This is a genomic window from Actinoplanes sp. NPDC049548 (genome assembly GCF_040676695.1).
In the GTDB taxonomy this organism is placed as follows: domain Bacteria; phylum Actinomycetota; class Actinomycetes; order Mycobacteriales; family Micromonosporaceae; genus Actinoplanes.
Genome location: NZ_JBFAPM010000023.1, coordinates 56,515 through 69,667, shown reverse-complemented (window position 1 = coordinate 69,667; position 13,153 = coordinate 56,515). Strand labels below are relative to the sequence as shown.

Annotated in this window: 16 protein-coding genes; 6 read left to right on the top strand and 10 right to left on the bottom strand. The window is 74.5% G+C overall.

Translation table 11 applies throughout. From position 1 onward, the window contains the following. Nucleotides 1-31 precede the first annotated feature (31 nt). The gene (locus tag AB0J80_RS32690; RefSeq protein WP_364712807.1) at nt 32-2,557 is read left to right on the top strand and encodes a CHAT domain-containing protein; all 2,526 of its coding nucleotides are present in this window, start codon (nt 32-34) and stop codon (nt 2,555-2,557) included. Nucleotides 2,558-2,564: 7 nt separating this feature from the next. Here the strand turns inward: AB0J80_RS32690 and AB0J80_RS32685 are convergent, their stop codons facing one another. Both AB0J80_RS32685 and AB0J80_RS32680 read right to left on the bottom strand, forming a co-directional pair. Beyond that, nucleotides 2,565-2,807, bottom strand: a complete 243-nt coding sequence (locus tag AB0J80_RS32685) for a DUF3040 domain-containing protein (protein WP_364712805.1) — start codon at nt 2,805-2,807, stop codon at nt 2,565-2,567. A gap of 60 nt (nt 2,808-2,867) precedes the next feature. Next, nucleotides 2,868-3,200, bottom strand: a complete 333-nt coding sequence (locus AB0J80_RS32680) for a hypothetical protein (protein ID WP_364712802.1) — start codon at nt 3,198-3,200, stop codon at nt 2,868-2,870. A 148-nt stretch (nt 3,201-3,348) separates the two neighbouring features. Here AB0J80_RS32680 and AB0J80_RS32675 point away from each other — a divergent pair, with 148 nt between their 5' ends. Further along, complete coding sequence (locus tag AB0J80_RS32675) at nt 3,349-3,918, top strand: redoxin domain-containing protein (RefSeq protein ID WP_364712800.1); 570 nt, start codon at nt 3,349-3,351, stop codon at nt 3,916-3,918. Nucleotides 3,919-3,923: 5 nt separating this feature from the next. On the opposite strand, the gene AB0J80_RS32670 is transcribed toward AB0J80_RS32675, so the two are convergent. Beyond that, nucleotides 3,924-4,355, bottom strand: a complete 432-nt coding sequence (locus tag AB0J80_RS32670; protein WP_364712798.1) for an STAS domain-containing protein — start codon at nt 4,353-4,355, stop codon at nt 3,924-3,926. A gap of 126 nt (nt 4,356-4,481) precedes the next feature. Between AB0J80_RS32670 and AB0J80_RS32665 the strand changes: the two genes are divergently transcribed. Together AB0J80_RS32665 and AB0J80_RS32660 are read left to right on the top strand one after the other, a co-directional pair. Next, nucleotides 4,482-4,658 carry a hypothetical protein gene (locus tag AB0J80_RS32665; RefSeq protein WP_364712795.1) on the top strand — a complete coding sequence of 59 codons (177 nt, stop codon included), beginning with the start codon at nt 4,482-4,484 and terminating at the stop codon, nt 4,656-4,658. A 31-nt stretch (nt 4,659-4,689) separates the two neighbouring features. Further along, nucleotides 4,690-5,214, top strand: coding sequence for a LytR C-terminal domain-containing protein (locus tag AB0J80_RS32660; protein ID WP_364712793.1), 525 nt, complete (start codon nt 4,690-4,692; stop codon nt 5,212-5,214). 9 nt (nt 5,215-5,223) lie between these two features. Here the strand turns inward: AB0J80_RS32660 and AB0J80_RS32655 are convergent, their stop codons facing one another. The 7 genes from AB0J80_RS32655 to AB0J80_RS32625 form a co-directional block, all read right to left on the bottom strand. After that, nucleotides 5,224-5,964 carry an ABC transporter ATP-binding protein gene (locus AB0J80_RS32655; protein ID WP_364712791.1) on the bottom strand — a complete coding sequence of 247 codons (741 nt, stop codon included), beginning with the start codon at nt 5,962-5,964 and terminating at the stop codon, nt 5,224-5,226. Continuing rightward, nucleotides 5,961-6,722 carry a cobalt ECF transporter T component CbiQ gene (cbiQ, locus tag AB0J80_RS32650; RefSeq protein WP_364712789.1) on the bottom strand — a complete coding sequence of 254 codons (762 nt, stop codon included), beginning with the start codon at nt 6,720-6,722 and terminating at the stop codon, nt 5,961-5,963. The genes AB0J80_RS32655 and cbiQ overlap by 4 nt, the downstream gene beginning before the upstream one ends. Further along, nucleotides 6,722-7,099, bottom strand: coding sequence for a PDGLE domain-containing protein (locus AB0J80_RS32645; protein WP_364712787.1), 378 nt, complete (start codon nt 7,097-7,099; stop codon nt 6,722-6,724). The genes cbiQ and AB0J80_RS32645 overlap by 1 nt, the downstream gene beginning before the upstream one ends. Continuing rightward, on the bottom strand, nt 7,096-7,806 hold the full coding sequence (locus AB0J80_RS32640) for an energy-coupling factor ABC transporter permease (RefSeq protein WP_364712786.1): 711 nt from the start codon (nt 7,804-7,806) through the stop codon (nt 7,096-7,098). Before AB0J80_RS32640 ends, AB0J80_RS32645 begins: the two co-directional genes overlap by 4 nt. 190 nt (nt 7,807-7,996) lie before the next feature. Next, on the bottom strand, nt 7,997-8,815 hold the full coding sequence (locus tag AB0J80_RS32635) for a helix-hairpin-helix domain-containing protein (RefSeq protein ID WP_364712784.1): 819 nt from the start codon (nt 8,813-8,815) through the stop codon (nt 7,997-7,999). Between the two features lie 121 nt (nt 8,816-8,936). Next, nucleotides 8,937-9,800: a hypothetical protein gene (locus tag AB0J80_RS32630; protein WP_364712782.1), complete on the bottom strand. Its 864-nt coding sequence runs from the start codon at nt 9,798-9,800 to the stop codon at nt 8,937-8,939. A gap of 15 nt (nt 9,801-9,815) precedes the next feature. Continuing rightward, nucleotides 9,816-10,820 carry a hypothetical protein gene (locus AB0J80_RS32625; protein WP_364712779.1) on the bottom strand — a complete coding sequence of 335 codons (1,005 nt, stop codon included), beginning with the start codon at nt 10,818-10,820 and terminating at the stop codon, nt 9,816-9,818. 124 nt (nt 10,821-10,944) lie between these two features. Here AB0J80_RS32625 and AB0J80_RS32620 point away from each other — a divergent pair, with 124 nt between their 5' ends. After that, the gene (locus AB0J80_RS32620) at nt 10,945-11,556 is read left to right on the top strand and encodes a TetR family transcriptional regulator (RefSeq protein ID WP_364712777.1); all 612 of its coding nucleotides are present in this window, start codon (nt 10,945-10,947) and stop codon (nt 11,554-11,556) included. Nucleotides 11,557-11,621: 65 nt separating this feature from the next. Next, on the top strand, nt 11,622-13,139 hold the full coding sequence (locus tag AB0J80_RS32615; RefSeq protein ID WP_364712774.1) for an FAD-dependent monooxygenase: 1,518 nt from the start codon (nt 11,622-11,624) through the stop codon (nt 13,137-13,139). The last annotated feature ends 14 nt before the right edge of the window (nt 13,140-13,153 follow it).

The window sequence follows — 13,153 nt, the reverse complement described above, 5'->3', positions numbered from 1 at the left end:
CGATCCGTTCAGATACGCCGGGGCGGCAGAAGTGACCCTCCGGCGGGCCCGGTCCGGTACGGACGTCGAGGCTCTGGTGGCCGCACTGCGCGCCGCGGCCTGGGCCCGGCACGCCGCCCTGGACAACGAGGGCGCGCGGAGCCTGCTGGACCAGGCCGTCCGCCTCGCCCGCCGGCACGGCCTGTCGCGCCGGCTCGGCGAGGTCCTGGTCACCCGGTCGGTGGCGCTGCACGAGCTGGGCCGTTACGACGCCGCCGCCCGTGACCTGCGCCACGCCGAGCCGCTCATCGATCCCGCCGACCGGCCCGAGCTGCGCTTCCAGCTCGCGGTCCTGGACCACAACCGGGGGCGGGTCGTCGCCGCCGCGCAGGCGTACAGGGACCTGCTCGAGGACCCGGACTGTCCGCCGATCGTGCTGGTGAAGGCGGCCAACAACCTGGCCAACGCGCAGACCCTGCTGGGCCGCCCGCACGAGGCGCTGGTGCACCTCGACCGGGCCGCGGTCCTCGCCGACGACCTCGGGCCGCAGCTGCCGGCGGTCATCGCCAACAGCCGGGCCTGGTCCAGCTTCCACGCCGGACGGCTGGCCGAGAGCGTCCGCCGCTTCGAGGAGGCGGGGCGCCTGCACGCCGCCGCCGGCCTGCCGCTGGGCGAGCACCACCTCGAGTACGCGGACGTCCTGCGGGACCTGCGCCTGCTCGACGAGGCCATGGCCGCGGCCCGCTCGGCGGCGGCCGACTTCGACCGGCACGGCGCCAAGCTCATGGCGGCCGAGGCCCGGCTCCGGGTGGCGCTGCTCGCCCTCGAGCTCGGGGACGCGGCGACCGCCCTCACGGAGGCCACCACGGCCGTGCAGGACTTCCGGCGGCAGCGGCGTCCGGCCTGGGCGGCCCGGGCGACCGTCGCGGAGGCGGAGGCCCTGGCCTGCCGCGACGGCTACTCACCGCTGGTGCTGCGCCGGCTGCGCAGGGCCGCGGCGACGCTGGAGAGCCTGGGCCTGCGTGCCGAGGCGGCGTACGGCCATCTCGCAGCGGGCCGGGCCGCCCTCGCCCTGGACCGCCGGGCGGTCGCCCGAGCCGAGCTGACCGCGGTGGGCGAGCTGGCCGAGGGCCAGGCCCTGCTGGTGCGTCTGCGCGGGCGCCTCGCCCGGGCGCTGCTCGCCGAGGCGGACCGGTCCGGTGACGTGCTGCGCGAGTGCGTCCGCGGGCTGCGGGACCTGGCCCGGCACCGCGCCGCCCTGCCGTCGCTGGAGCTGCGCGTGCTCGCCTCCGGTCACGGCGCCGAGCTGGGCGAGGTCGGGCTGCGCCGCCTGCTGCCCTCCGGCTCGCCCGCCGCCATCTTCGAATGGCTCGAACGGACGCGGGCGGCGGCGTTGCTGCGCGTGCAGCCACCCCCGGCCGGAGTGGACGACGACGTCATCGCGCTGCGCGGCATCGCCCAGGAACTGCGCGTCGCCCGGCTGGAGCGCGGCGAGGAGCCGGCCGTCCTGCTGGCCCGGCAGAGCATGCTCGAGGCCCGGATCCGGCGCCGGTCCTGGACCGGCGAGGACCCCGCCGGCGAGACCGACCCGGCCGGCACCGCGGGGCTGCGGCGGGCTCTCGACGGGGAGTGGCTCGTCGAGTACGCCGTCGTGGGCGAGCGCGTGCTGGCCGTCGTGCTGGAGCCCAGGCGCACCCGGATCGTCGAGCTCGGCACCCTGGAGCCCGTCCGTCAGGAGGCCGGGGCGCTGATGTTCGGCCTGCGGCGGCTGCTGCACGGCACCCGGTTCTCGGCGGTCGCCCACGGCGCGGCTCGCGACGCCGTGGAGGCGCTGACCCGGCTGCTGATCACGCCGGTCGGCGTACCGGCGGACGTGCCGCTCGTGGTGGTGCCGTCCGCCCAGTTCCTCGGCATGCCGTGGTCCGCACTGCACCCGGCGCCGATCTCGGTGTCGCCGTCGGCCGCGCTGTGGGCCCGGGCCCGCCGGACGCCTGCGAAAGGGCCGCCGGACGACGACGGGCGCACCCGGGTCGCCGTGGTGGCCGGCCCGGACCTGGCGGGCGCGCTGGCCGAGGCGCGGGCAGTGGCGGCGGCGCACCCGGGCGCTCGCACCCTGGTGCCGCCGGAGAGCACGGTGGACGCGACGATCGCCCTGGTCAAGGACGCCGACCTGGCGCACCTTGCCTGCCACGGGCTGTTCCGCTCGGACAGCCCGCTGTTCTCGGCCCTGGAGCTCAGCGACGGCCGGCTCACCCTCTACGAGATGCTGGCCAGGGGCGTGGCGCCGCACCGGACCATCCTCGCCTCCTGCAACTCGGGGGCGCAGCGGTCGTACGGCGGCGGCGAGGTCCTCGGCTTCGTCGGCGCCATGATGTCCAACGGCAGCGCGGGCATCACCGCCACCGACCTGCCGATCCCGGACGGCGCCTGCGCGGGGTGCATGGCGGTGCTGCACGAGCGGATCAGCCGGGGTGACTCGCTGGCCTCGGCGGTGTGGCATGCGCGGCAGGCGCTGGCCGGGGGCGGTCCCGAGGAGTATGTCGCCTGGTGCGGCCTGACCGCGTACGGTCCGGGCTGACGGCGGGTCAGCCGCGGCCCTTGAGGGCGAGCGCCATGCCGGCGAGCCAGGGGAGGACGGCGAGCACGGCACCCGTCACCCCGCCGAACATCAGCAGCGCCAGCGCCCCGGCGCACAGCACCGCGCCGATGGCCAACGGCAGCCGGCCGGGCGTCCTGGTCTCCTCGAAGGCGGCGGTGAACCCGGGATCGTCCTCGTGCAGATGCGCGACGATGTCGTCGAAGCGGTGGGACTCGTCGGGGTCGGCCACGACGTCACCTCCGTGGTCCGCGATCAGACCACCGTACCCCCGCGGCGGGCCCCGGACCGATCAGTGGCCGTCGTTGCCGAAGGCGATGCTGAGGATGGCGTGCGCCACCCAGATGGCCTGGGCCTTGTTGTCGTACGGCCCGACGCGCAGCTCGACCGCCTTGTCGCCGAACAGGGCACGGACGGTCCAGCTGTCCGGGTGCCGGTCGTCCTCGCGGCTGTGGTTGACGATCACCTGCGTGGCGGCGCGGACGTTGACGGCCGACCACTTCTCGTCACCGGTCGGCCATGCCCGGAACCAGCCGGGCGCGATGGCGACGACCTCCTTGTTCGCCTCGTCCAGCGCCCATTCCAGCTCCTCCGGCACCGGCGGATCCGGCACTGCATGCGTCATGGCGCTCATCCCGACCCTCGCTCTTGTACGAAATGCCATGATATGAGCATTTTGACGCTGGGGAGGGCGGGTCGGCGACACCGGGACCACATCCGCCGGTCGTGACCTTGTAACCAATACCTATCAATTGGATAGGTAATATCGGGACATGACCATCACCTCCGCGTACCGGTCGCCGGCCACCGATCTCGCGTTCCGGCGGCAGCTGGAGCGCGACGCGGTGTGGACCCGCATGATCGCCCCCGGGGGCCGGGTTCCCGACCTGGCGCTCGTCGAGGCCGACCTCGGCCCGGTCCACCTGCACCGCCTCCTCGACACCGGCCCGCTGGTGCTGGTGTTCTTCCGCCACGCCGCGTCCCCGGAGTGCGATGCGGCGCTGGCCGCGTACGAGAAACGGCTCGCCCCCGTGCTGACCGGCCTGGACGCCCACCTGGTGGCGGTCAGTCCGCAGCGCGCCGACCGGCTGGCCCCGGTCAAGCGGCGGCACGAGCTGAGCTACCTCGTCGCCTCCGACGGCCGGCACGCCCTCATCGACGCGTTCGGCATCGGTTTCAGCAGCCCCGAGACGACCGAGATGCTCGGCACCGGCCGCTCCACCCTGCCGCACCCCACCGTCGTGGTGGCGGACCGCAAGGGCATCGTGCGGTTCGTGGAGGTGAGTCCCGGCCCGGCCGTCCGGACCACGCCGGAGGCCATCGTCGCCGCCGTTCGCGGCTGACCCTCCTATGTGACGCGCCGCCGCCGTGCCGCCGCATCCGGCCGGCCGCGCGGCGCGCGCAGCGGCAGGATCGTCGCCCCGCCCGGGCCGCCGAGCCCGACCGACGACTCGGCGGTCGCCCCGAAGAGGTCCAGCACCCCGGTGACCTGCAGCACCGTCCGCACCACCCCGCGCGCGTTGACGATCTGGGCCGCCTTCCCGGCCTCCTGCGCCCGCAACAACCCGTCCAGCAGTGCCCCGATCGCCTCGGAGTCGAGGAAGAGCGTCTTGTGCAGGTCCACGACCAGAAGCGGCGCGTCGTTGTCGTGCGCGGCATCGAAGAGCTCCTGTCGCAGCTCGTCGCGGGCATCGCCGTCGAGGTCGCCGGAGAGGCGGAGGCAGACCTCCCGGCCGCCGTCGATCATGACGCGGGTGATGCGGAAGTGCTCGGGGCGCATGGCCACCTTTGTACCAATGGGGCGCCGTCGGTTCCCCCGATCGGGCGACCGCTCCCGGCGGATTGACCGGCGCCCCGGCCGGGTAGAGGCCAGCGGTCTCCCGATCACCGACCAGACAGGACCCGCATGATCCCCGACGCTCTCGCCGTCCCGCAGTTCCGCGCCGAGTCCACCGACGAGGGCGCGGCCGCGGCCTTCACCGCCCGGTCCAGCGACGAGGTCATGCACCGGCTGCGGCACCCGTTCGAGCCGGAGGCGGCGTACCCCGAGGCTGCCACTGCCGCGGGGCGTCCGACGGCGTGACCGTTGCGGCCGGGCACTACTCTCGCGGACCGTGAGCTTCACTCGCGTCCGCGCTTTCCTCCTTGTCGGTGTCCTCGCCGTGGCGGCGATCGTCGTCGTCGTGACGGCGGTGCTCCGCGACACCCAGGCCGATGCCGTCGCCGCCGGCTGTCCCGCAGGGGCGCCGATCGCCCACCTGCGGCTGCCCACGGGGCCGAAGGACGTGACGGTGAAGGTGCTCAACGGCACCGCGACGCAGGGGCTGGCCAAGGGCGTCAGCGCCGAGTTCGCCAACCGCGAGTTCAAGGTCAGGAAGCCCGGGGAGAACAGGAAGCGCTTCGACGGTGTCGCGCTCCTGCGCTACGGGCCGGAGGCGGTCGGCGACGCTCAGCTGCTCCAGGCGTACTTCCTCGGCGACGCCGAGCGCGCCTACGACCCCAAGCGCAAGGGCGAGGTGGTCGACGTCGTGATCGGGGCGCGCTACCGCCAGCTCGGCACCACCACCGAGGTCAAGCAGTCGCTCGGCATCCTCGGCGAGGCGGAGCTGCCCCCGGGCGCCTGCGCCGCCAAGGCCTGAGGTCCGGTCCTACGGCCGTACCGGGTGGAAACCGTAGGGAAGCTCCAGCCGGTGCGCACGCAGCAGGCCGTCGTCCGCGAGGATGTCGGCGGTCGGCCCGTCGGCCGCGATCCGGCCGCCGTCGAGGATCACCGAGCGGGGGCAGAGCTGCATCGCGTACGGCAGGTCGTGCGTGACCATCAGCACGGTCACCGGCAGGCGCTCGAGGATCTCCGCCAGCTCCCGCCGGCTCGCGGGGTCCAGGTTGGACGACGGCTCGTCCAGGACCAGCAGCTCCGGGCGCATCGCGAGCACCGTGGCCACCGCGACGCGGCGGCGCTGCCCGAACGACAGGTGGTGCGGCACCTGGTCGCGGTGCTCGCCCATGCCGACCGCCGCCAGCGCCTCGTCCACCCGCGCCGCCAGCTCGGCGCCGCGCAGGCCCAGGTTGGCCGGACCGAAGGCGACGTCCTCGGCGACCGTCGGCATGAACAGCTGGTCGTCCGGGTCCTGGAAGACGACTCCCACGCGGCGGCGGATCTCGGCGAGCCGCGACCGGTCACCGGCGTCGACCCGCAGGCCGCCGACCTCGACCGTGCCCGCGCCGCCGTGCAGCACCCCGTTGAGGTGCAGGACCAGCGTCGTCTTGCCGGCGCCGTTGGGCCCCAGCAGGGCGACCCGCTCACCCTCCGCGACGCTCAGGTCGACGCCCCGGAGGGCGACACTTCCGTCCGGGTACGCGTACGTCAGCCCCGTGATCCGCAGACTCATCCCAGCACCGCCGCCAGCGCGATCACGGCCGCCGACGCGGGCAGCACTGCCGACTGGGCCCACTGCGCCGCGGTCGCACCGCCCGCCTCGGGCCGCGGCAGCCGCCCGTCGTAGCCGCGCGAGACCATCGCCAGATACACCCTCTCGCCGCGCTCGTACGCCCGCAGGAACAACGACCCCACGCTGACCGCGAACGCCTTGACCTGCCACAGGAACCTCGGATCGTAGCCGCGTGACAGCCGGGCGATCCGCATCCGCCGCGCGTCGTCGGCCAGGATGTCGAGGTAGCGCAGCATGAACGTGGCGATCTGGGTGAACACCGCCGGGCAGCGCAGCCGGTCCAGCCCCAGGATGAGGTCGCGCATCGTGGTGGACGCGGCCAGCAGCAGCGAGGCCAGCACCCCGAGCGTGCCCTTGGCGACGATGTTCCACGCGCCGTAGAGGCCGTCGACCGAGAGCGACAACCCCAGCCAGTCGACCCGCGGACCGTGCCCGGCGAACGGCAGGGCGACGGCCAGCAGCACGAAGGGCAGCTCGATGGTGGCCCGCTTGGCGAGCCACGACGCCGGCACCCGCGCGAGGGCGGTGACCCCGGCGAGCAGGAGCGCGTAGCCGGCGAAGGCCCCGAGCTCCTCGCGGGGGGTCGCCACCACCACGATCGTGAAGAGCAGGGTCGCGAGGATCTTCACCTCGGGAGCCAGGCGGTGCACCGCGCTCGGCCGGTCGAGGTACAGGGGATGGGCGTGACCGGCCCCCACTAGACCTCGGCTTCCGCACGGTCGCGCGCGAGGGTCGTGCCGGCGGGACGGCGCCGGGCCAGCCAGAAGAGGCCGCCGCCGAGGGCGAAAGTGACCAGGACGCCGAGCACGCCGGAGACCCCCGTCGACAATGCGCCGTCGCCCAGGCCGCGGACGCCGTAGTCGGCCAGCGGGCTCCCGGCCAGCTGGTGCTCCCGCTCCTTCTGCGCCATGCACGTGCCGCCGGTGATCTCGTCGTCGGCGTTGAACGTGCATCCCTGGCGCGCGGCGGCGTCGAGACCGTCGGGGCTGCTCGAGGCGAAGCTGCTGACCACCCCGGCCAGCAGCAGCGCCACCAGCAGGCCGCCGGCGAGGAACCATCCGAGTCGCTTGGTCATCCGACACCTCCGGAGACGGTCACCGGCTCGGCCACCGGCGCCCGGCGGAACCGGCGCAGGGCATAGACCAGGTCCGGGCGTACGCGGGCGACGGTCGCGACCGTCGTGGCGGCGATCAGGCCCTCGCCGATGCCGATGAGGGTGTGCACGCCGGCCATCGTCCCGGCCACCGTGGACAGGGACAGCTCGGTCGTGCCGCCGAGCCAGTACTCGAGGACGAAGCCCTGCGAGGCCACCACGACCCCGACGACCGAGGCGATGAAGGCGGTGGCACCCACCCCGGCCGGAGTCTTCGGCAGGACCCGCATCAGTGCCGCGACCAGCAGATAGCCCGCCGCGGTGCCGAGCAGCGCCATGTTGGTGATGTTCAGGCCCAGGGCGGTGAGGCCGCCGTCGGCGAAGAGCAGGCACTGCACGATCAGCACGGTCGACACGCACAGGGCGCCGACCCACGGTCCGACCAGGACCACGGCGAGGGTGCCGCCGAGCAGGTGGCCGGAGACGCCCGGCAGCACCTGGAAGTTGAGCATCTGCACGGCGAAGATGAACGCGGCCACCAGGCCGGCCATCGGCGCCAGCCGGTCGTCGAGGTCGGCGCGCGCCCGCCAGACGCAGAACGCCAGAGCGAGCGCGGCGAGCACGGCGAACAGCGCCGACACCGGGCCGTCCACGATCCCGTTGGCGATGTGCATCGCCACTGTCTCCATCGTGCCTCCCCATACGGCTGCAACGCGGCCAGCATATTGGGCACGTGATGCTGTTGCATAGTATTGGCAACTAGGTCACAGCGGTGAACCGGGTAGGTGGTCGTCGATTCAGGGGATCCGGCGAACGGCGTCATGCCCGCCCGGCGAACCGGACGGGCATGCGGGTGCGGCGCGAAATCGAGCCGGGCGGTCAGCGGGCGGCGAGCGCCCGGGCGCGGTCCGGCCAGGTGGACAGGCTGGGCGCGAGCCGCATGCCGGCCCCGGTGATCGCGGCCCGCAGGGTGGCCTCGTCGGCGGCGGCGAGCTGCTCGAAGGTGGTGATGCCGCCGGCGGCCAAAGCCATCGCCATCTTCGGCCCGATGCCGGCGATCTTCGTCAGGTCGTCGGGCTCGTGCACCGGCGCGACGGCCGGCTCGCCGCCCTGCACGGGAATCGTCGCCACCGGTTCGTCCGCCGCGACGGCTGCGGGAACCGGCTCGGGTTCCGCGACGGCGACCGCGGCCGGAACCGGCTCGGGTTCCGCAACGGCAGGCGCGACCGCGGCAGGCGCGGCGGCGACGGGCTCGGGCTCGGCGGCCGCGGCGGGAACCGGCTCTTCGATGGTCGCGGGAGCCGAGCCGTTGGCGGCAGGAGCCGTGGGTGCGGGCGTGAGCGGCTCGGGGGCGACCGGCTCGGTCGTGACGGCGACCGGCTCCGCGGCGACCGCGACCGGCGTCGGCTCCGGGCGGGCGGGAGCCACCGGGACCGGCGCCTCGCGCGGCTCCTCCACCGCGGCCGGCGCCGGCTCGGCGACCGGAAGCTCGTGCTCGGGCTCGGGCTCGTCGGCCGGCGCCGCGACGGGCTCCGCGGCCTCCTCCGTGCGCTGGTCGGGTACGGCGGGTTCGGGGGTGACGGGCGTGGCGGTGCTCGCCCCGGCGGGCCGGCCGGCGGCGACTTGGCGTCCCCGCAGCAGCCAGCCGGCGAGGACACCGACCACGAGCCCGGCCACGAGGAAGAGGAACGATGCCACGACTTGCCTCCGGACGGCTTCAGGTGCAGATGTAGCGCGCATCATAGGGGAGACCTCCGCCCGGGTCGTACACGAACCGCCGTCGATCCCATCACAGCGTCGACCTGCCCTCGGCGGCCGCTCACTGCTTCGGGCGTGCCGGGGCGACGCTCGCCAGGAAACCCGCCTTCACCAGGGTCCGGCTCAGGGGGCGGACGAGTTCGGCCAGGCGTACGCATCCGTCGGTCCCGAGCACCTCGTAGGCCGGAGCCGCGAGGCGGTCGGTCTCCGCCTCGATGCGGGCGCGCAGCTCCCGGCCCTCGTCGCTCAGCTCGTCGCCCGTCATCAGGCCCTGCGACCGCAGCGTCTCCGTCTCCGCGGCCCACTCCTCCTTGCTCCAGCCGCGGCTGGCGCGCAGGAACCCGCCACTCGCCTGGCCCGATGCGGTGTGCAGGATCATCGATTGCAGGCCGCTGAGCCCGGCGAGCAGCAGCGCCGCCACGTGACCGTCGCCGCGGAACTCGCGCAGCAGCGTCTGGGCGTGCCACAGCACGAGGTGCGGTTCCTTCGGCCACTCGAGCTCGGTGTGGGCGGCGTACAGAGGACGGCCGGCCAGGTGCGCGGTGGCGGACTCGGCGGCGCGCCGGGCCAGGGACGCCGCCTCGGCCACCTCGTCGCTGCGTAGCGTGTCGCCCAGGCCGCGCTCGAGGGCGGCGTCGGCCGCGGCGAGGCGCGCCTCGATCGCCGCGGCCGGGCTGACGATCTCCCAGGTGGACGGGAGGAACCGGGCGACCAGGTCGGGGCGGAAGTTGTAGAAGGTCGCCACGACCGGGGCGGGCCCGACCGGCCCGAAGACGCCGCCGCGGGCGGCGAAGTAGCCGGCCCGGGCGGAGATCCCCAGCGCCTCGAAGCGTTCGGTGGCCTCCGGCACGAAGTAGACCATCGCGTGCAGCGGCTCGGCCAGCCGCCAGGCTTCGCGGGCAGCCGCCGGATCGAGTGTCGTCATGCCCGCATCCTGTCATTACCCGCCGGTAGGCGCGACGGTGAGTGCCGACAGCCCGGCGACGGTCTCGACATCCACGCGGTCGGTCGTGGCGTCCCAGGACCGGGGCGTGAACGTCCGGCCCGCGGCCACGCCCCGGTGGGTACGCCCGTCCAGAACGACCTCCGAGGCGCCACTGCCGACCCGTACACGCACCGGGGCCGACCCGGCGGTACGCACGTCGAGCAGGCTCGCCCCGCCGGACATGCGGACGCTCAGGGTGCCGTCCGGCTCGGGCAGCGTGAGGTCGATCCGGCTGGCGCCGCCGGTGAGGTCCACCCCGCCGACGCGCCCGCCGGTCAGATTGATGGTGCTCAGGTCGGCGCCCCCGGAGATCCGCAGGTCCCACCGCACCCGCGTGCTCAGCGCGACGTCGACGGCGTCGGGGCGGCCGTCGAGGCGTACCCGGATCCGGCCGGCCTGCTCGTCCGCGCGCGGCTCGCCCGCCGGGGTGCTGATCCGGTACAGGTCGTCGCCGAGGTCGGAGGTGCGCAGGCTGATCGTGCGGGCGCCGTCGATCAGGTCGAGGGCTGCCGCCGTACGCCCGTCGCGCGCGCCCGTCGCGGTGTGCCCCGCAGGCGCCGGCGCGGGATCCGTGGACGGCGCCGACCCCCCGGCGGCCGCCGGTGGTGTCCACTGCCGACCGTCCGGCTCGTCGCGGTCGCGGCCGAGAGCGACAACCGTGACGCCGGTCAGGATCAGGGCCGCGGCGGCGATCGCGGCGCCGACCAGCCAACGCCGGCCGGGTTCGGCCGCGGCCGGCGGGGGAGGGGTCTCGACCGGCCGGGGCTTCTCGGGAAGTGGCGGCGGAGGCTCGGGCGGCGCGGGCTCGGACGGTGGTTCTCGCCTGGTGAGGGCGAGGGACAGGGCGGCGCGGGCGAGGGGCGGAGCTCCGGTGACCACCGGCAGCTCGACGGTCGGCTCCTCCTCGGGGCGCGGGGCGTCGGGCTCGGGCCAGTCGGGCGGTGACGTGGGTCCCTGCATGATGTTCCCTCCTGTCGATGCCGGAAAGCGGTACGTATGCCGGGTCCGGACGGACTGCCCACCGCACCAAAGTTGCGTGCCACGCATCTTTGCGGAGCGCGCAAGTTCCTGTACGGTGAGGCTCATGGGGCTGCGGGAACGGAAGAAGGCCGAGACGCGGGCCGCCCTCAGCTGGGCGGCGATCCGGCTCACCGTGGAGCGCGGGTTCGACCGGGTCCGGGTCGAGGACATCGCCGAGGCGGCCGGTGTGTCACCCCGCACGTTCAACAACTACTTCGCCAGCAAGGGCGAGGCGATCGCCGCGCGGCACCTCGACCGGCTGGTGCGGATCGCCGCCGAACTGCGCCGCCGTCCGCCCGCCGAGCCTCTGTGGGAGGCGCTCTCCCAGGCGGTGCTGGCCCAGTGGGTGCCGGGGCCGGAGGTCGTCGAGCACCCCGTCACCGACCAGGCCGAATGGGCCGCCGGACTGCGGATCATGCTCGCCGAGCCGGTCCTGCAGGGCGAGGTGCTGCGCGCGGGAGCCGTCGCCGAGGCGGAGCTCGCGGCCGCGGTCGCCGAGCGCACCGGCACCGACCTCGCCCGTGACCTCTATCCCCACCTGGTGGCGGCCGCCGTGCTGGCCGCCTCGAGCACCGCTACCGCCCACTTCCTGCGCACCGACCCGCCCGTACCCGTGAACCGGCTGCTCACCGAGGCCTTCGCCCTCGTCGCTGCCGGCCTCCCGGCTCCTTCCTGATCACCACCGGCGGTCCGCCCGGCGCCGCCGGGCCGGTGCTCCGTACCCGAGAAAGGGTGATCGTCATGGACGACGTCGTCATCGCCGGCGCCGGTCCCAACGGCCTCATGCTCGCCTGCGAGCTCGCTCTCGCCGGCGTCCGCCCGGTCCTGCTGGAACGCCTCACCGCACCGACGACCGAGCAGCGCGCCAATGGCCTCGTCGGCCAGGTGGTCCGCATGCTCGACCGTCGCGGACTCTACGAACGGCTCACCGGGGGCTCCGAGGAGCCGCGACCCGCGGACGGTTTCGTCTTCGGTGCCTTTCCGCTCGACCTGCGCGAGGTGCCGGGCAACGCCCTGTTCACCCTGCTCGTGCCGCAGCGGGAGATCGAGGCCATGCTCGTGCGGCGCGCCACCGAGCTCGGTGTCGACATCCGGCGCGGGCATGAGGTCGTCGGGCTCACCCAGGACGACGAGTCGGTGACCGTCCAGCTTGAGGGGCGCCCTCCCGTTCGGGCCTCCTATGTGGTCGGTGCCGACGGTGGGCACAGTGTCGTCCGCAAGCTGGCCGGCATCGGCTTCCCGGGCGTGACCACCAGCCGGTCGGTGTCGCGTACCGGGCACGTCAGCGTGCCCGGCGGCATGATCAGCGACACCGGGGGACTGGTCGTGCCCGGGTACGGCGAGGTGCCGCCGTTCCAGCACACCCGCACCGAGCACGGCGTGATCACGTGGGCGGTCGTTCCCGGCCGGGACCCGCTGCTGAGCACGATGGAATGGGATCAGCCGGCCGAGGGGGAGGCCTCCCTGCAGGAGCTGGCGGCCAGCGCGAGCCGGGTTCTCGCCGCGCCGCTTCCCCTTGCCCCACCGACCGGCGCGGGACCCCACCTGATGCGGCGCCTCGCCGGCGGCAACACCCGCCTCGCCGAGCGGTACCGCGCCGGGCGGGTCCTGCTGCTCGGCGACGCCGCCCACGTGCACTCCGCGATCGGCGGTCCGGGGCTCAACCTCGGACTGCAGGACGCGATGAACCTCGGCTGGAAACTCGCCGCCGAGGTGCACGGTCAGGCTTCGGAGGGGCTGCTGGACACGTACGAGAAGGAACGCCGGCCGGTCGCGGAGAGGGTGACCATGCACACCCAGGCGCAGTCGGCCCTCATCGGGCCGGGCAGCGAGATCACCGCGCTGCGCGCGCTCTTCGGGGAGCTGATGGACCTGCCGGGGACCCGCAAGCATCTGGCGGACCTGCTGGCCGGATCCGACGTCCGCTATCCGATGGGTACGGACACCGGCGCGTTCGTCGGCCGGCCCGCTCCGGACGCACCTGGCCTGCGCGAGCTGACCCGATCCGGCCGGCCGCTCCTGCTCGACCCGACCGGCGACCTGACCGTGGGGGCGTGGAAGGACCGCGTCGACGTGGTGGTGGTTCCCGGGCTGGAGTCGGCGCTGCTGCTGCGTCCCGACACGTACGTGGCGTGGCAGGGAACGACGGGCGCAGGGCTGGAGGAGGCGCTGCGCCGCTGGTTCGGCCCGGCCCTAGCCACCTGTTCGCAGGGCCGTCGCCGGCCAGTGCAGCATCCTCGACGTTCCCGCCGCTGGTGAGTCAAGGCGTCAAG